We start from the raw sequence: 22055 nt of genomic DNA on the forward strand, positions 1-22055 counted from the left end.
GTAGCGTTGGAGTCATGGTGAACTATCGCTACCTCGGAAACAGCGGCTTCAAGATCTCTGAGATCACATACGGAAACTGGGTGACGCACGGCTCCCAGGTCGAGAACGACAAGGCCATCGACACGGTGCGCGCGGCTCTCGAACTGGGTATCACGACCTTCGACACGGCGGATGTCTACGCCAACACCGCGGCGGAGTCCGTGCTCGGTGAGGCGCTGAAGGACGAGCGCCGCGAGTCGCTCGAGATCTTCACGAAGGTCTACTTCCCGACCGGACCCAAGGGTCCGAACGACACCGGTCTCAGCCGTAAGCACATCATGGACTCGATCAACGGCTCCCTGAAGCGCCTCGGCACCGACTACGTCGATCTCTACCAGGCCCACCGCTACGACTACGAAACCCCGATCGAAGAGACCTTCCAGGCGTTCGCGGATGTCGTCCGACAGGGCAAGGCGCTGTACATCGGCGTCTCGGAATGGACCGCCGAGCAGCTGCGTGAGGGTTCCGCCCTGGCGAAGGACCTCGGCATCCAGCTCATCTCGAACCAGCCGCAGTACTCCATGCTCTGGCGGGTCATCGAGGGCAAAGTCGTGCCCGCCTCGGAAGAGCTCGGCATCTCGCAGATCGTGTGGTCGCCGATGGCCCAGGGTGTGCTGTCGGGCAAGTATCTCCCCGGCCAGCCGGTGCCTGAGGGCAGCCGCGCCACCGACGAGAAGAGCGGTGCGCACTTCATCAAGAGCTTCCTCGACGAGGACGTGCTGACCGCGGTCCAGAACCTGAAGCCGATCGCCGAGCAGGCGGGGCTCACGATGCCCCAGCTCGCGATCGCATGGGTGCTGCAGAATAAGAACGTCGCCGCCGCGCTCGTGGGCGCGTCGCGGCCCGAGCAGCTGGCGGACTCGGTGAAGGCCTCGGGCGTCGTGCTCGACGCCGAGGTGATGACCGCGATCGACCAGGCGCTCTCCGGGGTCGTTCAGGACGACGCCGAAGACACGTACCGCGTCTCGCCGAAGACGCGAGTCGCCTAACAGCGAAGACGCGAGTCGCTTAACAGCTCAGACGCGAGTCGCTTAACAGCTCAGACGCGAGTCGCTTAACAGCTCTGACGCGAGTCGCTCAACAGCTCAGACGCGAGTCGATTGACCGGTCAGCCGGTAGGGAGGATCCGACGATGGCGAAGATCAGCGCCGGCATCCTCCTCTACCGGCTCACACCGGCGCCCGAGGTGCTGATCGCGCACATGGGCGGCCCGTACTGGGTGGCGAAGGACGAGAGCGCATGGTCGATTCCCAAGGGTGAATTCGACGAAGACGCCGAAGGGGCGATGGATGCCGCGCGGCGCGAGTTCCTCGAGGAGCTCGGCGTCGACTCGCCCGACGTCGCCTACGCGGAACTCGGCACGTTCCCGTACTCGTCGGGCAAGAAGATCGTCGTGTTCGTCGGCGACGGTGCGACGTTCGAGGCCTCGGACCTCAAGTACGGCACCTTCGAGCTGGAGTGGCCGCCACGGTCCGGCCGGATGCAGACCTTCCCCGAGGTCGACCGGGCGGAGTGGATGCCGGTGGACGAGGCCCGGCCGCGGCTGGTGAAGGGACAGCGCCCGGCGCTCGACGCGCTCGCACGGCACCTGGAAGAGCTCGGCGCGAAGTCCTGAAACGCGCGGCATCCCGGCCCGTCCATCGCGCGCTGTTCGCTCTTCGGCCCGCGTGCGAGGGGCGCGGATCAGGTCGTCGCGGCGCCGAACCACCGGGGCAGAGTGCGCAGCAGATCGCTCTGGTTCTCGCCGGCCCACGCCACGTGGCCGTCCGGTCGCAGCAGCACGGCGGGCGCCGGCAGCTCGGCGCTGCGGTCGGCGACGCGGTCGACCCGGTCCTCCCACCCGGCGACGGACAGCCCGCCCGTCTGGTCGAGGAGCAGGCCGCGGCCCTCGCGCGTCAGCTCGTACAGCCGACCGGTCGACAGCCGGATGTCGCGCAGCCGCCGCCCGATCAGGTCGTTCCCGTTCCCCAGGTCGTATCGCACCCCGATTCCGGTCACCTTCTCGATCACGAACCGGTTGACGTTCTCGAAGGCCATCAGTTCGGTGAGCAGTCGGAGCACCGCCTGCGGACCCGGTTCGGCCGAGATGAGCACGGCCTGGGCTCGCGTGGTGTTCAGTACGTCGGCGGCGACGGGACGGCGCTCCGCGTCGTAGGTGTCCAGCAGCCCTTGTGGCGCCCAGCCGTTCACCGCGGCCGCGAGCTTCCAGCCGAGGTTGAACGCGTCCTGGATGCCGAGGTTGAGACCCTGGCCGCCGAGCGGCGGATGTACGTGCGCGGCATCGCCGGCGAGGAGCACCCGTCCGGTGCGATAGCGCTCGGCCAGGCGGGTGGCGTCGGTGAAGCGGGAGAGCCAACGCGGGGAGTGGGCGCCGAAGTCGGTTCCGGCGAAGGCCCGAAGCTGCGTCCGGAACTCCTCGAGGGTCGGCGGCGTGGTGCGGTCCTCGGCCACCGTCGCGGCGGGGACCACCGCGCGGTGCAGCCCGTTCCCGGTGGGACCGATCCCGAATCCTCTGTGCGTCTTGCGCACCTCCGCCACCAGCGCCGCCAGCTCCTCCGGCGGTGCGGTGACCTCCAGCTCGGCCAGCAGCCATTCCGTCTGCGCGGGCTCGCCGGGAAACCCGACACCCGTCACCCTGCGCACGAGGCTGCGACCGCCGTCGCAGCCGACCAGCCACCGGGAGCGGCGACGCGTTCCGTCCGCCAGCTCGACCGTCACTCCGTCCTCGTCCTGCTCGACGCCCACCACTTCGTGCCCACGTTCGATCTCCGCCCCGAGCTCGGCGGCGCGCTCTGCCAGCAGACGGTCGGTGACCGGCTGCGGGATGCCGAGGACGTAGCCGTGCGCGGTGTCGAGGTCGGGCGGCCATGGTTCGTCGATCGCGGCGAAGCGCGTGGCGCCGGGGTACTGCTGCCCGTGCTCCAAGAAGCGCTCCAGCAGGCCCCGCTGATCCAGGATCTCGATGCTCCGTGGATGCAGGCCCAGCGAGCGGACCATCCGGCTCGGCTCGGCCTCACGCTCCAGCACCAGCACATCGACGCCGTGCAGCCGCAGCTCGCTCGCGAGCATCATCCCGGTCGGGCCGCCCCCGCTGATGATCACTTCGGGCATCCGGTTCTCCCGCCTTGCGCCTTCTCCGTCCCGGTGTCGCGCGCGAGAATCATAATGGACGCGTGCAACAGCGCGTGGGCCGGCTGCGGATGGCCGATGGTACGGAGGTCGCGTATGCGTCGGTCGGTGCCGGACGTCCGCTGCTGTACGTCGACGGCTGGCTCAGCCATCTGCAGCTGAGCTGGGAGCACCCGGAGGAGCGCGCGTTCTACGAGAGCCTGGCCGACGGATGCCGGCTCGTGCGGTACGACCGGGTCGGCTGCGGGCTGTCGGGGTCATCGACCCGGCGACCGTCTCTGGCGTTCGAACTGGAACAGCTCGCCGCAGTCGCTGCGGCGCTGGGCCCGGAGCCCTTCGACCTCATGGGCACCTCCATGGGCTCGTTGGTCGCGGTGGCCTGGGCCGCCGCGCACCCGGAGACCACCCGGCGTCTCGTGCTGTACGGCGGGTGGGCGGTCGGCGCTGATGTCTCGCCCCCCAGCGCGCGAGAGCACGTCCTGGGGCTGGTCGAGTCGCACTGGGGTCTCGGAGCCGACGTGCTCACTGACATCTTCGCCCCGGATGCCGATCCCAGCGCGCGCCGGGAGTTCGGCCGGTATCAGCGGGCGAGCTCGTCCGCGTCGACCGCATGGGCGCTGCTGGCGCTGAGCTACGAATTGGACGTCCGCGACCTCCTCGCGCAGGTCCGCGCTCCGACGCTCGTGGTGCATCGCGCCCAGGACCGCGCAGCGCCCGTCGAGCAGGCCGCGGCACTGGCCGAGGGGATCCCGGGCGCCCAGCTGGTTGTGCTTCCCGGGCGTTCCCATCTGCCGTACGCCGGAGATGCGCACGCGGTGGTGGCGCCGATCCGCCGCTTCCTCGGCCTGCACGCGCGGCCGCGCGCACCGCGCACCCTGACTCCCCGGCAGGCTCAGGTCGCCGGATTGGTCAGCGAGGGCTGCACGAACCGCGAGATCGCCACGCGACTGGGCATCGACGAACGGTCCGCCGAGGGCCACGTCGAACGGATCCGCGTTCGCCTGGGTTTCAGAACCCGAGCGCAGATCGCCGCCTGGTACGTGTCCCGACACGACGAGCTGGGCCGCTGAAGTGAGGGAGCGCTCACGCGAGGGCCTGAAGTCGGGGCCGAAGTGAGGTATTTCCACGCCTGAAAGGGGGCACGGACTTCCGCAGACTGGTGTCGTCCGCAACCGAGACCCGCTGGAGCAGCCATGACCGAGACCACCGCAGTCGCCCCGTCCGAGACGGAATTCGAGCAGCACGCCTTTCGCGGGCGGCTGAACGCCGCGTTCTTCAGCGTGATGGACCCCTACATGGAGGCGAATCTGCGCAGCCGCAAGCAGCGCTTGTTCGCCGATCTCCCTCCCGAGGTGGTCGAGATCGGGTCGGGCGTCGGCGCGAACCTCCGCTACCTGCCCGTCGGCAGCACGCTCGTATCGATCGAACCGAACCGATACATGCACGACCCGCTCCGGGATGCGGCGCACCGCCGCGGCGTGCGGCTCGACCTGCGCGAGCGCATGGCCGAGCAGACGGGTCTTCCCGATGAGAGCGTCGACAGCGTGATCTCGTCGCTCGTGCTGTGCTCGGTGCAGGATCCCGCGGCGGTGCTCGCGGAGATCCGGCGCATCCTGCGACCCGGAGGCACCTTCCGATTCCTCGAGCACGTGGTCGCGCCCGCCGGCACGCCGACGCGCGCTGCCCAGCGCATCCTCCGCCGTCCATGGGCCTGGGCGTTCGAGGGCTGCTCGTGCGAGCGCGACCTGGAGCAGTCGATTCGAGCGGCCGGCTTCGCGAGCGTCACGGTGGAGCGGTATCGTCTCCACACGCCGTTCCTGCCCTTCAACACCCACATCGCCGGCGTCGCGCGGGCCTAGCGGTGCGCGGGGCGGCATCGTTCGCGGTCAGTCCACGGCGGGCTGTGTGGTGACGGACAGACCGGGGCCGAGGGTGTACCGGATGGACTGTCCCGGCGGGTACACCGCCTCCACCGACGTGTCGGAATATCCGGAGGGCAGCACGATCGATATGCCGTGCGCCTCGATGGTCTCGGGGTACCCGCACGCGATCACGGGCGTCTCCTCGTTGCTGACGATGAGACACACCGCCCCGTCGATCGTCGGCCCGGCCCACACCGATCGCCCGTTCATCCCCCCGTAGGGGCGCAGCTCGCTGTGGATGATGCGGCTTGCGAGCACCTGGGGACTGGCGGTGGAGAGCACGTCGTCGCGCAGCCTGTTGAGGAAGGCCTCGTAGCCCTCCTCGGACGACCGGGGCCGGTCGCCGCCGGGAAGGACCGCTTCGACCACCGCGCTCCTCGGATCGGGGTCCGCCACAGGGACGGAGCGATCCCACCACGCCGCGGCTCCGAGCGCGACGGCGACCGCCGCGGTGCCGGCCACGAGCGCGGCGTGCCATCCGGGGCGCCGGCGCGGCGCGGCGGCCGTGTGCATCGGCCCGGCGACCGTGTGGATCGGGTCGGCGACCGCGGGCAGCGGGTCGGCGTCGGCGCGCAACGGTGCGGCGATCGTTCGCGGTGGCCCGGCCACCGGCTGCGGACCAGCCGCCGTCGGAGGCACATCCGCCGCGTCGGCCCGCGAAGCTGCAGTGTCGGGTTCACGCAGGCCCGCGGCGGCCGCGCGGTGCTGCAGGGTGCGGTCTTCGAGCTCCGTCAGGCGGGCGAGCGCGACAGGGTCCTTCGCGATGTCGGCGTCGGCCGAGTAGGCCCGGCGGCGCAGTGCCGCGAGCTCCGCCCACTCATCCGACCGACCCTCCACCGGGACCCCCGCTTCACGGATTCAGGCTAACCCCGTTCGCGGGTATCGAGGCCCTGATGCCGGATGCCGGCATCCTCAGTCGCCGTGTGATCGCTCCCACTCGACGACGAGCTGCGGCATCCGCTCAGCGAGGAAGCGCATGAAGTCCGCCACACGCAGCGCGCGCGCGACCGAGAGTGGCGCGTCACCGTTGTCGGCCGCGATCGCCTCCATCGCCTCCGCCAGCTTCGCGTACATCGGGGCGTTGGCCATGACGATCGAATGCCATCCGTCGTCCATGAGGTCGTAGCGTGCGATCCGATCGCCAGGTCGCGAGAGGCGCTGGATCATCCGCAGCGACTGCAGGTACCGCACGGCGCCCGACACTGCCGCGGCCGACACTCCCAGGCGATCCGCCAGTTCGGCCGCGGAGTATCCGGAGTCGGGAGACCCGACGAGCGCCATCATCACCCTCGCCGGCATCCGGGGCATCCCGGCGCCTGCCAGCATCCCCGCCGCCTGCTCGGCCGTGTCCACCCCCCGGTGCTCCATCCCCTCACCCACCGGTCACCAGTTCGCGCCGCCGCATGAGGGCGAGGGATGCCGCCACCCCGAGACCCGCCGCGAACAGCAGCCACCACCCGCCTCGGGCGTCGACCTCGCCGCCGCTGAGCATCGGCGTCGCGGCGAAGGGGGAGAGGTGCACGGCCCAGTCGGGCATGCCGAGCAGCGGTCCGAACAGGCCCAGCACGGTCGCCAGTGCGACCGACGACCAGCCGACGCCGATGGTCGCACGAGGCGCCACCACGAAGATCAGGCCGGTCAGACCAAGGAACACGGTCGCCGCCAGAGCCTGGCCGACGCCGGCGACCACGGCGTCGTCGAGCAGATCGCTCGAGTCGCTCCCCATGCCGAGGGCAGCGCCTCCGACGGCGATCGCCGCTATCAGGATCACGGCCACGAGCCCCACCGACAGAAACGACGCGAGCCACCGCACTCGAGAGAGAGGCGTGGACAGCAGCAGTTCGGCCGTCCCGTGCGTCTCCTCCTGCCGTGCCCGCACCACCGTCTGCACGGCGCAGCACGCAGCGAAGATGCCGACCATCGTGAAGAAGGTCACGAGCACCCCCTCCTGGAGTGACCCGGTGTCGCCGGCGATCTGCTCGAGCACATTCGCGACCGCCGGATTCTGCGCACCCAATTGGTCGATGACGCTGCCGAGCGACGTCGCGAGCAGCCCCACGATGGCGGCCCCGACGCCCCACGCGATCACCGCCGGGTAGGTGAGGCGCCAGACCAGAGCGCTCGGCGACGACAGGGTCGCCGTGGCATCCGCTCTGCCGTTGCGCTCCGGAACGAACGCCCCACCGACGTCCCGCGCCCTCTGGAGGGCGAGAGCGGCGACCACGAGCACGATGGCGACGAGGAGCGTGAGTATCACCGGACCGATCGCGTCGTCCGAATACGGGCGGGTGTTCTCGGCCCAGGCGAAGGGTGAGAGCCAGGCCACCCACGAACTGGTCATGCTCTTCAGATCATCGCTCGGCGTACCGAGGGCGTTGCCGATGCCGGCGAGGAGGAACGTGCCGAGCAGCACCGCCATGGCGAGTGAGTTGGCGCCCCGCGACGTGCGCATGAGCTGCGCGGCGACCAGCCCGAAGCCGAGGAAGAAGAACCCCACGGACGCGACCGCGAGCCCGATCACCGTCGAGCCGCCGGCGTCGAGGCCGACGGCGACGAAGGCCAGGGCCGTGAGCCCGCCCAGCAGGACGTTCGCACCGATGCCGTGCAGCAGGGTGGCGATCGTGGGCAGCATCCGGGCAGCGGGGGTCGCGGAGACGATCTCGGCGCGGCCGGCTTCCTCGTCGCCCCGCGTGTGCCGCACCGCGAGGAACGAGCTCATCAGCGCGGCCAGCATCGCCAGCCACGGAACGATGAGGAAGGCGATGAACTCGCCATCACCGGAGCCGGACGGAAGGCCACGGAACAGCAGGATGACCGGGTTCGCCAGGCCGGCCGCGAGGATCGATGCCCGCTCCTGCTCAGTGCCATAGGTCTCGGCGACGCCCGCGAAGGACGCGTAGGCGAGGAGCGCGGTGCCGAGGATCCACATCGTGAGCTGGCGCCAGTCGCGGCGGATGCGCTGACTCGAGAGGGCGCGGAGCGCGTCAGCGAGCCGGGGGTGTGGGGCGGAGCCCCGCTCTGGGAGCGCGTCAGCGAGCCGGGGGTGTGGGGCGGAGCCCCGCTCTGGGAGCGCGTTCATCTCGACAGCTCTGCGAGGTCGTCGCCGTAGTGCCGGAGGAAGAGCTCCTCCAGCGAAGGCGGCTGGATGCGCAGGCCCGCCACGCTGCGGCTCGCCAGGTCGGGAAGGACGGACGGCACGGCATCGCTGTCCACCGTGAACCGAACACGCCCGTCGGCGGTGGTGACATCGTGGGCGGCCGCGATGCCGGCGACGACCGCGGCATCCGTCCCTTCGAACGACACTTCCGTGCGCGTGAGGTGGCGCAGCTCGGGCAGGGTGCCCGACTCGACGATCCTGCCGGCGCGGATGATCGACACCCGGTCGCAGAGCTGCTCGACCTCGGAGAGGATGTGACTGGAGAGCAGCACGGTGGAACCGGCCGCGCGGATGCGGGCGATCTCGCTGCGGAACATCACCTCCATCAGGGGGTCGAGGCCGCTTGTCGGCTCGTCGAAGATGTAGAGGTCGGCCGGCACCGCGAAGGCGGCGATGAGCGCCACCTTCTGCCGGTTGCCCTTGGAGTACGCGCGCCCCTTCTTGCGCGGGTCGAACTGGAACGCCTCCATGAGCCGCGCCTTCTCGTCGCGGTAGACCGGGTCGTGGCGGGAGGCGCCGCGGAGCCGGGAGAGCAGGTCGATCGCCTCGCCGCCCGAGATGTTCGGCCAGACGCTCACGTCGCCCGGGACGGAGGCGATGCGGCGATGCAGGGCTACGGCGTCGGTCCACGGGTGGCCGCCGAAGACGGATGCCTCGCCCGCGGATGCGCGCGCGAGCCCGAGCAGGATGCGGATGGTGGTCGACTTGCCGGCGCCGTTCGGGCCGAGGAAGCCATGCACCTGTCCTTGGTCGACCTCGAGGTCGAGGCCGTCGAGAGCGCGGACCCGGCCGTAGCGCTTGACGAGCCCGGCCGTGCGGATCACTGTGGTCATGTCGCCGAGAATACGCGCGTTTCACAAATTTGTGAAGACAATGCATTCTCGCGAGGCGGTCGCGCGCTGTGTATACGAAGGGCTGGCACTCCTGGTCTTTGTAGCGCGCGACGCGGTTGTTTGTATACAATGTGGCGAGGTCGATCGACGCGAACTCGGCCGATGGATGCTCGATGGGTGAGGAGGTCGGCATGCGCGCCAGCGACCGTGCTTACGCGACGCTCCTCGACGAGATCCAGAGCGGACTGCTGCCGGCAGGAGCAGTCCTCGGCGAGGTGGAGCAGGCCGGACGCCTGGGGGTCAGCCGGACTCCGCTGCGGGAGGCGCTGGGTCGCCTTGCGGCGGACGGGCTCGTCGAGCAGCAGTCGCCGCGCGTCACGGTCGTCACCGGGGTCGACGCCGCCGACATCCGCGAGCTGTTCGAAGTGCGCCGCGCCCTGGAGGAGACGGCCGCTCGCCTCGCCGCAGAGCGGGGCGACTCCGAGGTCTTCGCCGCGCTCGCCGCCGAGTTCTCGCACGCGGAGCTGGGCGCCGATGGCGAACTCGATGCGTACTACGCGCTCATCGCCCGCTTCGACGCCGCGCTCGACGAGGCCATGCGCAACGACTACCTGACCGGCGCGCTCCGCACGGTCCGTACCCACCTCGTGCGGGTGCGCCGACTCGCGCGGGACCGCCCGGCCCGCCTCGCTCAATCGGTCGCCGAGCATCGGCTGATCGCCGCCGCGATCGCCGATCAAGACGCCGAGCTGGCGGCCCACGCCACGCACGTGCACCTGCACAACGCGCTCACGAACATCCTCGACTCCCTTCCGGAGCCCTCGACAGACTCGGGGGCCGCAACGTCCCGTCGCGTCCCGAAGGCCCTGCACCCCCAGAAAGGCCATACATGACCATCACGCACCACCTCCGCGTCCACCGCAGCGACGAGCAGCTCGCCCGCGAGGGACAGCTCGCCTGGCGCATCGCCGAGATCGCGACCGACCCCGTGGATGTCGAACCGGAGGTGGTCGACATGATCATCAACCGGTTCATCGACAACGCGGCCGTCGCCGCGGCATCCCTCACCCGCGCGCCCGTGAGCGCCGCCCGCCAGCAGGCGCTCGATCACGCCGTGTCGATCGGCGGCTCCGGCGCGACGATCTTCGGCTGCGCCATCGAGCGGCGGTCGAGCCCGGAGTGGGCGGCATGGGCCAATGGCGTCGCCGTGCGTGAGCTCGACTACCACGACACGTTCCTGGCGGCGGACTACTCGCACCCCGGCGACAACATCCCCCCGATCCTCGCCGTCGCCCAGCACGTCGGATCCGACGGCGCGGCCCTGGTGCGTGGCGTCGCGACCGGCTACGAGATCCAGATCGACCTCGTCAAGGCGATCTGCCTGCACGAGCACAAGATCGACCACGTCGCCCACCTCGGCCCGTCGGCGGCCGCGGGCATCGGAACGATGCTCGGGCTCGACACCGAGACGATCTATCAGGCGGTCGGGCAGGCGCTGCACACCACGACCGCGACGCGGCAGAGCCGCAAGGGCGAGATCTCCACGTGGAAGGCGCACGCCCCCGCCTTCGCCGGCAAGATGGCCGTCGAAGCGGTCGACCGCGCGATGCGCGGCGAGACCTCGCCGAGCCCGATCTACGAGGGCGAGGACGGCGTGATCGCGTGGATGCTGGACGGTCCGGACGCCGCGTACGAGGTGCCGCTGCCCGCCGGCGGGGAGCCCAAGCGGGCGATCCTCGACTCCTACACGAAGGAGCACTCGGCCGAGTACCAGGCGCAGGCCTGGATCGATCTGGCCCGCAAGCTGCACACCGAGCGGCCGGACGCCGGCGACCCCGCCAAGGTCGAGTCGATCGTGCTGCACACGAGCCACCACACCCACTACGTGATCGGCTCCGGGTCCGGCGACCCGCAGAAGTACGACCCCACGGCATCCCGCGAAACGCTCGACCACTCGATCCCGTACATCTTCACGGTGGCGCTGCAGGACGGCGCGTGGCACCACGTCGACTCCTACACCCCGGAGCGCGCAGGCCGAGAAGACACCGTGGCGCTGTGGCACAAGGTCACGACCGCGGAGGACGCGGAGTGGACGCGCCGCTACCACTCCACCGACCCGGCCGAGAAGGCGTTCGGCGGCCGCGTCGTGATCCGCTTCACCGACGGCACCGAGCTGGTCGATGAGATCGCGGTGGCGGACGCACACCCGCTCGGCGCGCGGCCCTTCGCCCGCGAGGACTACATCCGCAAGTTCCGTCTGCTGGCCGAGCCGGTGCTCGCCGCGCACCAGATCGAGCGCTTCCTCGAGCTGGTGCAGCGCCTGCCCGAGCTGACGCCCGCCGAGGTCGCGCAGCTGACGATCGTCGCGAAGATGGGCGTGCTGGCGGGCGCGCCTGCCCCGAAGGGGCTGTTCTGATGCGCGCCGCGTACCGGATTCAGGCTGAGCGGACCCTGCGGGCCCTCGTAAACCCCGCCGCGTCGACTTCCGCCCCGTCCAGCCTGAGCGCGGCACCCCCTGCGCCGGGGAGGAGCCGCTGATGCTGTACTCCCAGACACCGGCGGCCGAGAAGCGCCGCCTCTTCCGCGAGCGGCTCTCCAGCGGCGAGCTGCTGCGCTTCCCCGGCGCCTTCAACCCCCTCAGCGCCCGGCTCATCGAGCGCAAGGGCTTTGACGGCGTCTACATCTCCGGCGCCGTGCTGAGCGCCGATCTCGGACTCCCCGACATCGGCCTCACCACCCTCACCGAGGTCGCCGGCCGCGGGCAGCAGATCGCGCGGATGACCGAGCTGCCGGCGATCATCGACGCCGACACCGGGTTCGGCGAGCCGATGAACGTGGCGCGCACGATCCAGACGCTCGAAGACGCGGGCCTGGTCGGCACGCACATCGAGGACCAGATCAACCCCAAGCGCTGCGGACACCTCGACGGCAAGGCGGTCGTGGACGAGCAGACCGCGATCAAGCGCATCCGGGCCGCGGCCGACGCCCGCCGTGACCCCAACTTCCTGATCATGGCGCGCACCGACATCCGCGCCGTCGAAGGACTCGAGGTCGCCATCGACCGGGCGAAGGCACTGGTGGATGCCGGCGCCGACGCGATCTTCCCCGAGGCCATGCGCGACCTGGGCGAATTCGCGGCGATGCGCGAGGCGCTCGATGTGCCGCTGCTGGCGAATATGACCGAGTTCGGCAAGAGTGAGCTGTTCTCGAGCTCGCAGTTGGCGGATGTCGGCATCAACATCGTCATCTGGCCGGTGTCGCTGCTGCGCATGGCGATGGGCGCGGCGGACCGCGCCCTCGACACATTGAACGAGGATGGACACCTGACGTCGAAGCTCGGAGAGATGCAGCACCGCGCCGACCTTTACGAGCTTCTCGACTACGAGGGCTACAACCACTTCGACACCAGCGTCTTCAACTTCGAGATCCAGCGCTAGGAGCACCCGAATGACTGAACCAGAGATCAAGAAGGGCCTCGCCGGGGTCACCGTGGACTACACCGCGGTCTCGAAGGTCAATCCCGACACCAACAGCCTGCTGTACCGCGGCTACCCCGTGCAGGAGCTCGCGGCCACGCAGCCGTTCGAGGCCGTGGCCTTCCTGCTCTGGAACGGCGAGCTGCCGACCGCCGAGGAGCTCGAGCGATTCCGGAGCCTGGAGCGCTCGCAGCGGGCACTGGATGACAACGTCAAGACAGCGATCGATCTGATCCCGCTGACGTCGCACCCGATGGACGTGGTGCGCACCGCCGTCTCGGTGATCGGCGCGTCGGACCCCGAATCGGAGGATTCCACTCGCGAGACGAACCTCCGCAAGAGCATGGTGCTGTTCGCCAAGCTTCCGGCGATCGTCGCCTACGACCAGCGCCGTCGCCGGGGGCAGGACATCATCCCCCCTCGCGACGACCTCGACTACTCCGCGAATTTCCTGTTCATGTCCTTCGGCGAGGAGGCGGATCCCGTCGTGGTCGAGGCGTTCAACGTGTCGATGATCCTCTACGGGGAGCACTCCTTCAACGCGTCGACCTTCACCGCACGGGTCATCACGAGCACGCTGGCCGACCTGCACTCGGCGGTCGTCGGCGCCATCGGCGCGCTGAAGGGAGCGCTGCACGGCGGTGCGAACGAGGCCGTCATGCACATCTTCGATGAGATCGGCGAGGCCGCCGCCGTGGAGGTCTGGCTCGATCAGGCGCTCGCCGAGAAGCGCAAGATCATGGGCTTCGGGCACCGCGTCTACAAGCACGGCGACTCCCGCGTCCCGACGATGAAGGCCGCACTCGACACGCTCGTCGAGCACTACTCGCAGGACCCGTCGAGCCGAGCCCGCGAGCTCGCGGCGCTCTACGACGAGCTCGAGAAGCAGTTCGTCGCGCGCAAGGGCATCTATCCGAACCTCGACTACCCCTCGGGCCCGGCGTACAACCTGATGGGCTTCGACACCCTGACGTTCACGCCGCTCTTCGTCGCTTCCCGGGTCACCGGATGGACCGCGCACATCATCGAACAGGCGGCATCCAACGCCCTCATCCGCCCCCTGTCGGCGTACAACGGCGTCGACGAGCGGCACATCGAGGGCTACGTCCCACAGGCCGAAGACACGGCACAGCGTGCCGAGGAGGCGGCCGGGTGAGGATCTGGTTCGGCGACGTCGGCATCATCGACCTCGCCGCCATGGCGCGCGGGACCCTGATCGAGAACCTCGGGATCGAGATCGTCGAGGTCCGCGACGATGCCCTGGTGGGCCGGATGCCGGTCGACCACCGAACGGTCCAGCCGGCGGGCGTCCTGCACGGCGGCGCGTCGATCGCCCTTGCAGAGACGCTGGCATCGTGGGCCGGCTACCTCGCCGTCGACCGGGAGCGGTTCCACGTCGTGGGGCAGGAGATCAACGCGAACCACATCCGCCCTGTGTTCTCGGGCTGGGTCACCGCCACCGCGACACCCGCAGCCCTCGGTCGCCGATCGCAGGTGTGGGAGATCCGGATCGTCGATGAGGCCGGCAAGCTGGCGTGCATCTCCCGGTGCACCCTCGCGGTGATCGAGCAGCGCAGCAGCTACGGCACGCCGGAACAGCGGTCCTGACAAGTTTCTTTTCCGGAATGGTCGAGAACCCACCGGATGGTTCGACGCCCTGGATGAAACCGTTCCACGAAGGAAGGATGATTCCATGAAGTACATGATGTTCGTCGTCAGCTCCGCCGCCCCCGACGAGGTGCCGGACGACTCCGACGTCGACCTGTGGGTCGAGCCGCTCGATGCGAGCGGCAAGCGGATCATGGGCGAGGTGCTCGAGCCGCCGACCGCGTCGACGGTCGTGAAGGTGCGCGGCGGCAAGACCCTGGTCACGCGGGGACCCTACGCCGAGATGGTCGAGGTGATCTGCGGATTCGACATCCTCGAGTGCGAGAGCCTCGAGGAGGCGGTCGAGATCGCATCCCGTCATCCGATGGCCCGCAACGGCCAGCTGGAGATCCGTCCGTTCATGCAGTGGGAGTAGCCATGCCCAGAAGTGCCGTTCTCGTCGACGCCGTCCGCACCCCGACCGGCCGGGGCAAACCGGGGGGCGCGCTGAGCGGCGTGCATCCCGTCGACCTCGCCGCGGGAGTTCTGAGCGCCCTGCTCGAGCGCAGCGGCCTGGAGTCGCGTCAGATCGATGACGTGATCCTCGGATGCGTGAGCCAGGTGGCGGATCAGAGCGTCAACATCGCCCGCAACGCGGTGCTGGCGGCCGGCTTCGACGAGACGGTGCCTGGTACGACGATCGACCGCCAGTGCGGGTCGAGCCAGCAGGCTGCGCACTTCGCGGCGCAGGGAGTGATGGCCGGGGCGTACGACATCGTGATCGCCGGTGGGGTCGAGTCGATGAGCCGGGTTCCGCTCGGCTCATCGGCCACCGGCGGCACGCCCGGCTCGCCGCGCCTGCGTGCCCGCTACCCGGAGGGGCTCGTCAATCAGGGAGTCTCGGCCGAGCTGATCGCGCAGCAGTGGGGCTTCTCGAGGGAGCGGCTGGACGAGTTCTCGGCCGAGTCGCATCGACGGGCGGCGGATGCGTGGGCCCGGGGCGACTTCGATTCCCAGGTTCTCCCGGTGGAGGTCGACGACGGAACTCCCGTCTCGATGGACGAGACGATCCGTGCGTCCACCACGGCCGAGGGGCTCGCCGGGCTCAACCCTTCGTTCCGCACCGACGCGCTGGCCGCACGATTCCCCGAGCTGGAGTGGCGCATCACGCCCGGCAACTCGTCGCCGCTCACCGACGGAGCCTCGGCTGTGCTGATCATGAGCGAGGAGAAGGCGGCCGAGCTCGGGCTCACGCCGCGCGCGCGATTCCACGCGTTCGCCGTGGTCGGGGACGATCCCCTCCTCATGCTCACGGGGCCCATCCCCGCCACGCGCCGGATCCTCGAGCGCAGCGGCCTGAGCATCGACGACCTGGACGCCTACGAGGTGAACGAGGCTTTCGCATCGGTCCCCCTGGCGTGGGCGGCCGAGGTCGGCGGCGACCCGGAGAAGCTCAACCGCTGGGGCGGGGCGATCGCGCTGGGACATGCACTCGGCTCATCGGGCACGCGCCTGCTCGGCACGCTGCTCGCTTCGCTCGAGGCCACGGGCGGTCGCTACGGACTTCAGACGATGTGCGAGGGCGGCGGCCTCGCCAACGCCACGATCATCGAGCGTTTCTGACGCGAGGGCGGGTGCAAGCGCTTACATGAGGCGGGAGGACGCGGGCAGCGCGCTCGCGCTTCATGAGGGCATTCTCATTCTGTAAGCGCTTGCAGTTTGTCGGACGCCTTTGCTACGGTCACAGGACGCACCGGGGCACGTCGCCGTGCCCTCTTCCCCAATGGAGCACCCCTGTGTCGAAGACGACCCCCGCACGAGCACGCCGCCTGCTCGCCACAATCGTGTCTGCCGCCCTCGTGCTCGCCGGGAGCGTCGCGCTACCCGCGATCGCCGCGGCGCCGGTCGCCGCAGCCGATCGCACGTTCGCGGTGGTGGGCAGTTTCCAGAGCGAGCTCGGCTGTGCCGACGACTGGCTCGCCGAGTGCAACGTGACGGACCTGGCGCCGACGGATGCCGAGAACGTGTATGCGGCGGAGTTCACGGTGCCCGCCGGCACGTACATGTACAAGGTCGCGGTCAATGACTCGTGGGACGAGAACTACGGGGCCGACGGCGTCCTCAAAGGCGACGACATCCCCCTCACGATCGAGGGCCCCGCGACACTGCGCTTCCTGTTCGACGATGTGACGCATCGGATCGGGCTCGAGGTCGTCTCGGTCCGCGGGGGTTACACCGCCGACGACGATGCGCTGGCCGCCGCGCCGGTTCGCCAGCCGGGCAGCGACGAGCAGTTCTACTTCGTGATGACCGACCGGTTCGCCAACGGGGACTCCTCGAACGACACGGCGGGGATCGCCGGCGACCGGTTGGCGCACGGCTTCGACCCCACCGACAAGGGCTTCTACAACGGCGGCGACATCGCGGGCCTCCGCGCGAACCTCGACTACATCAAGGGTCTGGGCACGACGGCCATCTGGCTCACGCCGAGCTTCAAGAACCGTCCCGTGCAGGGCACCGGCGCCGACGCCTCCGCGGGCTATCACGGCTACTGGATCACGGACTTCACGCAGATCGACCCCCACCTCGGCACCAACGAGGAGCTCGAGGCGTTCATCGACGAGGCCCACGCCGAGGGCATCAAGGTCTACTTCGACATCATCACGAACCACACCGCCGACGTCATCGACTACGCCGAGAAGGAGTACGGCTACAAGAGCCTCGCCTCCAGTCCCTACACCGACGCGGACGGCAACGAGGTGGACATCGCCGCCAAGGCCGGCGACCCCGACTTCCCGGAATTCGACCCAGCGACGTCGTTCCCGTACACGCCCGTCGTGACCTCCGAGACGAAGGTCCCGGAGTGGCTCAACGACCCGACGCTGTACCACAACCGCGGCGACTCGACCTATGCCGGCGAGTCCGTCACGTACGGCGACTTCTCCGGGCTCGATGACCTCATGACCGAGAACCCCAAGGTCGTCGACGGCTTCGTCGACGTGTACGAGCAGTGGATCGACCGGGGCATCGACGGCTTCCGCATCGACACGGCGAAGCACGTCAACTTCGAGTTCTGGGAGAAGTGGAGCGCCGAGGTGCTCGACTACGCCCGCACGGAGGCGAACAAGCCCGACTTCTTCATGTTCGGCGAGGTCTACGACGCCGACCCGATCAAGCTGTCCCCCTACGTCCGCGACACCGACATGAACTCGGTGCTCGACTTCACCTTCCAGTCCGGCGCCCAGACGTTCGCCGAGGGCAAGTCGACCAAGGCGCTGCAGGCGCTGTTCGATGGCGACGACCACTACACGACGCCCGACAGCTCGGCGACCGCGCTGCCGACCTTCCTCGGCAACCACGACATGGGCCGCATCGGATACTTCCTCCGCGACGCGGGAGACGTCGCGCAGCGCGACGAGCTCGCGCACGAGCTGATGTTCCTGACCCGCGGTCAGCCCGTGGTCTATTACGGCGACGAGCAGGGCTTCGTCGGCGCCGAGCCCGGCAACGACAAGAGCGCCCGTCAGACGCTCTTCGCCAGCCAGGTGGCCGAGTACCAGAACCAGCCGCTGGTCACCGGCGAGAACGCCGGATCGGTTGATCGCTACGACACCGCCGCGCCGCTCTACACGCACATCGAAGAGCTCGCGCAGCTGCGCGCGTCCAACCCGGCCCTCGCGACGGGGGCGCAGATCGAGCGCCACGTCACCGATGGCGCCGGCGTCTACGCATTCTCCCGGGTCGACCGCGAAGAGAAGACCGAGTACCTCGTCGCGCTGAACAACACCACGACCCCGCAGACGGTGTCTCTCACGACGCTGACGGCGGACGCCGCGTACGCGCCGCTGTACGGCGGCGGGGCTGCGGTGAGCACGGATGCCGCGGCCGCCGCATCGGTCACCGTTCCCGCGCTCGGCACGGTGGTCTACAAGGCTGACCGCACCGTCACGGCGCCGGCAGAGGCATCCGCTCTCACGGTCTCGGCCCCCGCCCCAGGCGCCGGGCTCAGCGGCCAGGTCGCCGTGTCGGCCGATGTCGCCGACGACACGTGGAGCGAGACCAGCTTCGCGTGGCGCGTGGTCGGCTCGAATGACTGGACGCCCCTCGGCACGGCCGAAGACACCGATCCCCGCGTGTTCCACGACATCCGCGGCCTCGACGCGGGCACGCTGGTGGAGTACCGCGCGGTGACGACGGATGCCGCGGGCCACCGATCCGCGGCTTCCACCTACGCGTCCGTCGGGAACGCGGTCACCCTCGTCGAAGACGAGGAACCGGAGCTTCCCTACGAGCCCGAGCCCCAGAAGGCGGACGACTACGACTTCGCGAGTGTCCCCGGCAGCTTCAATTCCGAGCTGGGCTGCACGGGCGGCGACGGCGGCAACTGGGACCCCGCGTGCGACCAGGTGCAGATGACCCTCGTCGACGGGATCTGGAGGCTGTCGCTGCCGGAGCTCAAGGCCGGCAGCTACGCGTACAAGATCGCGACCGACAAGAGCTGGGACGTCAACTTCGGGGCCGGCGGCGTCCAGGGCGGCGGGGACATCGCGCTCGAGCACCTCGGCGGTCCGATCACGTTCTACTTCGACCCGCGCACCAAGAACATCCGATCCACGGCCGATGGGCCGATCATCACCCTGGCGGGCTCGTTCCAGAGCGAGCTCGGCTGCACAGGCGGCCCTTCCAACGGCGACTGGCTGCCTTCGTGCCTGGCGGCGATGATGTTCGACCGCAACGGCGACGGGACCTTCCAGTTCACGACCGACGACCTGCCCACCGGCTCGTACGCCGTGAAGGTCACCCACGGCCTGAGCTGGGACGAGAACTACGGCGCCGGCGGCGTGCCCGGCGGCCCCGACATCACCTTCTCGGCCGTAGAGGGCGCAGTCACCGCCTTCCTCTACGACAGCAAGACTCACGTGCTCACGGTCGCGTCGACCGCCGCAGCGGTGGAAGGGGTCGGCACGTCGCAGGCGCACTGGATCGACGCGGACACCATCGCGTGGCCGGCCACGCTCGGCGCCGGAACGCAGTGGCAGCTGTACTCATCCCCGGAAGCCGGCCTCGAGATCGAGAACGGCGATGTCACCGGCGGCGAGGCGCTGCCGCTCGTGCCGATCGAGACGGGGCTCACGGCGGCTCAGAAGGAGCGGTTCCCCGCTCTTGCGGACTACCGCGCCGTCAGGGTCGAGAACCAGGACCGCGACGCGGTGGCGGAACTGCTGAAGGGTCAGCTCGCGGTCGCCCAGCGGAACTCGAGCGGGAAGCTCACCGCCTTCACCGGCGTGCAGCTCCCCGGCGTGCTGGATGACCTCTACGCCGACGAGCTCGAGGGGAAGGCGCTCGGCGTCTCGTTCCAGGGCAACAAGCCGACCTTCCGGCTCTGGGCGCCCACCGCCCAGGCGGCGACGCTGCTCACCTGGGAGCCGGGTGCCACCGGCGCCCCAGAGCGCCACGAGGCCGCCTGGGACGCGGCATCCGGCACCTGGTCCGTCGTCGGCAAGGCGGCGCTGAAGGGCGCCGAGTACCTGTGGGAGGTGCGCGTGTACGCGCCGACCACGCGTGCGATCGAGACGAACGAGGTCACCGACCCCTACTCGGTGGCCCTCACGGTGAACTCGGAGCGCTCGGTCGCGATCGACCTGCGCGATAAGGCTCACCGGCCCAAGGGCTGGGAGAAGGCCGAGGCCCCGGTCATCGACAAGCCCGTCGACCGCACGATCTACGAGCTGCACATCCGCGACTTCTCGATCACCGACGAGTCGGTCCCCGAGGCCGAGCGTGGAACGTACAAGGCGTTCACTCACGAGGACAGCGCCGGCATGACGCAGCTCGCGCAGCTGGCCGAGGCCGGGATGAACACCGTGCACCTGCTCCCGTCGTTCGACATCGCGACGATCGAGGAGGACCGGGACGAGCAGGCGGTGCCCGACTGCGATCTCGAATCGTTCGCACCGGCTTCGGAGGAGCAGCAGGCCTGCATCGACGAGATCCGCGACGCCGACGGGTTCAACTGGGGCTACGACCCGTACCACTTCTCGGCACCGGAAGGCTCATATGCGGTCGACCCGAACGGCGGGGCGCGCGTCGCCGAGTTCCGCTCCATGGTCGGGGCCCTGCACCAGACCGGCCTGCAGGTAGTGCTCGACGAGGTCTTCAACCACACGGCGCAGTCCGGCCAGGAGCCCCGCTCCGTGCTCGACCAGGTCGTGCCGGGGTACTACCACCGACTGAACAACGTCGGTGCGGTCGAGACCTCCACCTGCTGCCAGAACGTGGCGACCGAGCACGCCGCGGCCGAGAAGCTGATGGTCGACTCCGTCGTCACGTGGGCCCGCGACTACAAGGTCGACGGCTTCCGCTTCGACCTCATGGGGCACCACTCTCGGGACAACATGCTGGCTGTCCGCCAGGCGCTCGATGAGCTCACGGTCGAGAAGGACGGCATCGACGGCAAGGCGGTCTACCTCTACGGCGAGGGCTGGAATTTCGGCGAGGTGGCGAACAACGCGCTCTTCGAGCAGGCCACACAGGGCCAGCTCGGCGGCACCGGCATCGGCACCTTCAACGACCGTCTGCGTGATGGCGTGCACGGCGGCAGCCCGGTCGCGGGCGACTCGACGTACGAACAGGGCTTCGGCACCGGGCTCGAGACCGATCCGAACGGCCAGACGCCCACGCGGACCGGCCTGCGCGACCTCGGCGAGCAGACCGACCTCGTGAAGCTGGGCCTCGCGGGCAATCTGAAGGACTTCTCCTTCGAGGCGTCCGACGGAACCGTCAAGAGCGGAGCCGAGGTGGACTACAACGATGCCCCCGCCGGCTACGCCGACGAGCCTGCGGAGGTCATCAACTACGTCGACGCACACGACAACGAGACGCTCTACGACCTGTCGGTGCTGAAGCTGCCGACCGAGACCTCGATGTCAGACCGCGTGCGCATGAACACCGTGCAGCTGGCCACCGTGACGCTCTCGCAGGCCGTCTCGTTCTGGCACGCAGGCACCGAGCTGCTGCGCTCCAAGTCGCTGGATCGCAACAGCTACAACTCCGGCGACTGGTTCAACCGCATCGACTGGACGGGTCAGGAGTCGACGTTCGGCTCCGGTCTCCCCATGGCGGCCGACAACGGAGAGAAGTGGGACATCATGCGTCCGCTGCTCGAGAACCCGGCGCTCAAGCCCGGCCCCGCCGACATCGCCGCGGCCGAGAAATCCGCCCTCGACCTCCTGCGTCTGCGCTCGGAAGTGGACCTGCTGCGCCTCGGTTCGGCCGAGCTGATCAAGGAGAAGGTGTCGTTCCCGAACGGCGGAGCGGATGCCGCGCCGGGCGTGATCACGATGCTCATCGATGACCTGGTGGGCGAGGATGTCGACCCCGAGCTCGAGGGCGCGCTCCTGGTGTTCAACGCGTCGCCCGATCCGGTGACCCAGACCGTCGGCACCCTCGCCGGTCGCGCGTTCGCCCTGGCCGACGCGCAGGCGAACGGCGCGGACGCGGTCGTGAAGACGACGACGTGGGATGCCGCGACGGGCACCGTCACCGTGCCGGCGCGATCGGTAGCGGTGCTGGTCGATCAGGAGTCGGTGGACACCTTCGTCGCCGCTGCTCCGAACCGGATCGCCGCGAAGTCGGGAACGCCGGTCAAGGTCGTTGGCCGCATCCTCGCGGCCGACGGCTCGGCGCCGGTCGGCACCGTGACGGTCTACGACCGCGGCGTCGTCATCGCCACCGCGGAGCTCTCGGCGGACGCCGATGGCGAGGTCGACATCGCGCTGCCGGCCCTCGGTCGCGGCCTGCACCTCCTCCGCACGACGTTCACCGGCGGCGATGCCTACAACGACTCTCGCGCGGTCATCCCGGTGCCCGTGCTGATCTGGTGAGGTGCGGCCTCGGCCGGTGACGGCCGAGG

At 69.6% G+C, this 22055-nt stretch carries 17 protein-coding genes; 12 read left to right on the forward strand and 5 right to left on the reverse strand.

The genetic code is table 11. From position 1 onward, the window contains the following. Nucleotides 1–17 precede the first annotated feature (17 nt). Complete coding sequence (locus ACPW96_RS18880) at nt 18–1028, forward strand: aldo/keto reductase family protein (protein ID WP_425885069.1); 1011 nt, start codon at nt 18–20, stop codon at nt 1026–1028. A gap of 143 nt (nt 1029–1171) precedes the next feature. Further along, nucleotides 1172–1654, forward strand: a complete 483-nt coding sequence (locus ACPW96_RS18885) for an NUDIX domain-containing protein (RefSeq protein ID WP_425884918.1) — start codon at nt 1172–1174, stop codon at nt 1652–1654. 68 nt (nt 1655–1722) lie between these two features. On the opposite strand, the gene rox is transcribed toward ACPW96_RS18885, so the two are convergent. Beyond that, the gene (rox, locus tag ACPW96_RS18890) at nt 1723–3150 is read right to left on the reverse strand and encodes a rifampin monooxygenase (RefSeq protein WP_425884920.1); all 1428 of its coding nucleotides are present in this window, start codon (nt 3148–3150) and stop codon (nt 1723–1725) included. A gap of 62 nt (nt 3151–3212) precedes the next feature. Between rox and ACPW96_RS18895 the strand changes: the two genes are divergently transcribed. Both ACPW96_RS18895 and ACPW96_RS18900 read left to right on the forward strand, forming a co-directional pair. Next, nucleotides 3213–4238, forward strand: coding sequence for an alpha/beta fold hydrolase (locus tag ACPW96_RS18895; RefSeq protein ID WP_425884922.1), 1026 nt, complete (start codon nt 3213–3215; stop codon nt 4236–4238). Nucleotides 4239–4361: 123 nt separating this feature from the next. Next, nucleotides 4362–5027, forward strand: coding sequence for a methyltransferase domain-containing protein (locus ACPW96_RS18900; RefSeq protein ID WP_425884924.1), 666 nt, complete (start codon nt 4362–4364; stop codon nt 5025–5027). A gap of 27 nt (nt 5028–5054) precedes the next feature. Here ACPW96_RS18900 and ACPW96_RS18905 read toward each other — a convergent pair whose 3' ends face one another. The 4 genes from ACPW96_RS18905 to ACPW96_RS18920 all read right to left on the reverse strand — a co-directional run bounded on the left by ACPW96_RS18905 (nt 5055) and on the right by ACPW96_RS18920 (nt 9080). Continuing rightward, nucleotides 5055–5927 (reverse strand): hypothetical protein, encoded by an 873-nt coding sequence (locus ACPW96_RS18905; protein WP_425884925.1) that lies wholly within the window; start codon nt 5925–5927, stop codon nt 5055–5057. Nucleotides 5928–6002: 75 nt separating this feature from the next. Continuing rightward, complete coding sequence (locus ACPW96_RS18910; protein WP_425884927.1) at nt 6003–6458, reverse strand: GbsR/MarR family transcriptional regulator; 456 nt, start codon at nt 6456–6458, stop codon at nt 6003–6005. Nucleotides 6459–6462: 4 nt separating this feature from the next. Beyond that, nucleotides 6463–8169, reverse strand: coding sequence for an ABC transporter permease (locus ACPW96_RS18915; RefSeq protein WP_425884929.1), 1707 nt, complete (start codon nt 8167–8169; stop codon nt 6463–6465). After that, nucleotides 8166–9080, reverse strand: coding sequence for an ATP-binding cassette domain-containing protein (locus ACPW96_RS18920; RefSeq protein WP_425821121.1), 915 nt, complete (start codon nt 9078–9080; stop codon nt 8166–8168). The genes ACPW96_RS18915 and ACPW96_RS18920 overlap by 4 nt, the downstream gene beginning before the upstream one ends. A gap of 173 nt (nt 9081–9253) precedes the next feature. Here ACPW96_RS18920 and ACPW96_RS18925 point away from each other — a divergent pair, with 173 nt between their 5' ends. The 8 genes from ACPW96_RS18925 (at nt 9254) to pulA (ending at nt 22026) form a co-directional block, all read left to right on the forward strand. Continuing rightward, nucleotides 9254–9973 carry a GntR family transcriptional regulator gene (locus tag ACPW96_RS18925; RefSeq protein WP_425884930.1) on the forward strand — a complete coding sequence of 240 codons (720 nt, stop codon included), beginning with the start codon at nt 9254–9256 and terminating at the stop codon, nt 9971–9973. Next, nucleotides 9970–11496 (forward strand): MmgE/PrpD family protein, encoded by a 1527-nt coding sequence (locus ACPW96_RS18930; protein WP_425884931.1) that lies wholly within the window; start codon nt 9970–9972, stop codon nt 11494–11496. Before ACPW96_RS18925 ends, ACPW96_RS18930 begins: the two co-directional genes overlap by 4 nt. A gap of 121 nt (nt 11497–11617) precedes the next feature. Continuing rightward, nucleotides 11618–12517: a methylisocitrate lyase gene (gene prpB / locus ACPW96_RS18935; protein ID WP_425884933.1), complete on the forward strand. Its 900-nt coding sequence runs from the start codon at nt 11618–11620 to the stop codon at nt 12515–12517. A 10-nt stretch (nt 12518–12527) separates the two neighbouring features. Next, a complete protein-coding gene (locus tag ACPW96_RS18940; protein ID WP_425821117.1) occupies nt 12528–13712 on the forward strand; it encodes a bifunctional 2-methylcitrate synthase/citrate synthase in 1185 nt (394 codons plus the stop codon). Continuing rightward, nucleotides 13709–14164 carry a hotdog fold thioesterase gene (locus tag ACPW96_RS18945; protein ID WP_425821116.1) on the forward strand — a complete coding sequence of 152 codons (456 nt, stop codon included), beginning with the start codon at nt 13709–13711 and terminating at the stop codon, nt 14162–14164. Before ACPW96_RS18940 ends, ACPW96_RS18945 begins: the two co-directional genes overlap by 4 nt. 85 nt (nt 14165–14249) lie before the next feature. Then, on the forward strand, nt 14250–14579 hold the full coding sequence (locus ACPW96_RS18950; RefSeq protein WP_425821115.1) for a YciI family protein: 330 nt from the start codon (nt 14250–14252) through the stop codon (nt 14577–14579). Nucleotides 14580–14581: 2 nt separating this feature from the next. Then, a complete protein-coding gene (locus ACPW96_RS18955) occupies nt 14582–15766 on the forward strand; it encodes a thiolase family protein (protein WP_425884934.1) in 1185 nt (394 codons plus the stop codon). 173 nt (nt 15767–15939) lie between these two features. Continuing rightward, nucleotides 15940–22026 (forward strand): pullulanase-type alpha-1,6-glucosidase, encoded by a 6087-nt coding sequence (gene pulA / locus ACPW96_RS18960; protein ID WP_425884936.1) that lies wholly within the window; start codon nt 15940–15942, stop codon nt 22024–22026. Nucleotides 22027–22055 lie beyond the last annotated feature (29 nt).

Origin of the sequence: Micromonospora sp. DT81.3, assembly GCF_049847225.1 — a bacterium.
GTDB lineage: Bacteria > Actinomycetota > Actinomycetes > Actinomycetales > Microbacteriaceae > Microbacterium.

Excerpts from the sequence above, each read along its gene's own strand:
- ACPW96_RS18885 (WP_425884918.1), top strand. The coding sequence starts at position 1,172 with ATGGCGAAGATCAGCGCCGGCATCCTCCTCTACCGGCTCACACCGGCG.
- rox (WP_425884920.1), bottom strand. The coding sequence starts at position 3,150 with ATGCCCGAAGTGATCATCAGCGGGGGCGGCCCGACCGGGATGATGCTC.
- ACPW96_RS18900 (WP_425884924.1), top strand. The coding sequence starts at position 4,362 with ATGACCGAGACCACCGCAGTCGCCCCGTCCGAGACGGAATTCGAGCAG.
- ACPW96_RS18910 (WP_425884927.1), bottom strand. The coding sequence starts at position 6,458 with ATGGAGCACCGGGGGGTGGACACGGCCGAGCAGGCGGCGGGGATGCTG.
- ACPW96_RS18915 (WP_425884929.1), bottom strand. The coding sequence starts at position 8,169 with ATGAACGCGCTCCCAGAGCGGGGCTCCGCCCCACACCCCCGGCTCGCT.
- ACPW96_RS18920 (WP_425821121.1), bottom strand. The coding sequence starts at position 9,080 with ATGACCACAGTGATCCGCACGGCCGGGCTCGTCAAGCGCTACGGCCGG.
- ACPW96_RS18925 (WP_425884930.1), top strand. The coding sequence starts at position 9,254 with ATGGGTGAGGAGGTCGGCATGCGCGCCAGCGACCGTGCTTACGCGACG.
- ACPW96_RS18930 (WP_425884931.1), top strand. The coding sequence starts at position 9,970 with ATGACCATCACGCACCACCTCCGCGTCCACCGCAGCGACGAGCAGCTC.
- prpB (WP_425884933.1), top strand. The coding sequence starts at position 11,618 with ATGCTGTACTCCCAGACACCGGCGGCCGAGAAGCGCCGCCTCTTCCGC.
- ACPW96_RS18940 (WP_425821117.1), top strand. The coding sequence starts at position 12,528 with ATGACTGAACCAGAGATCAAGAAGGGCCTCGCCGGGGTCACCGTGGAC.
- ACPW96_RS18950 (WP_425821115.1), top strand. The coding sequence starts at position 14,250 with ATGAAGTACATGATGTTCGTCGTCAGCTCCGCCGCCCCCGACGAGGTG.
- ACPW96_RS18955 (WP_425884934.1), top strand. The coding sequence starts at position 14,582 with ATGCCCAGAAGTGCCGTTCTCGTCGACGCCGTCCGCACCCCGACCGGC.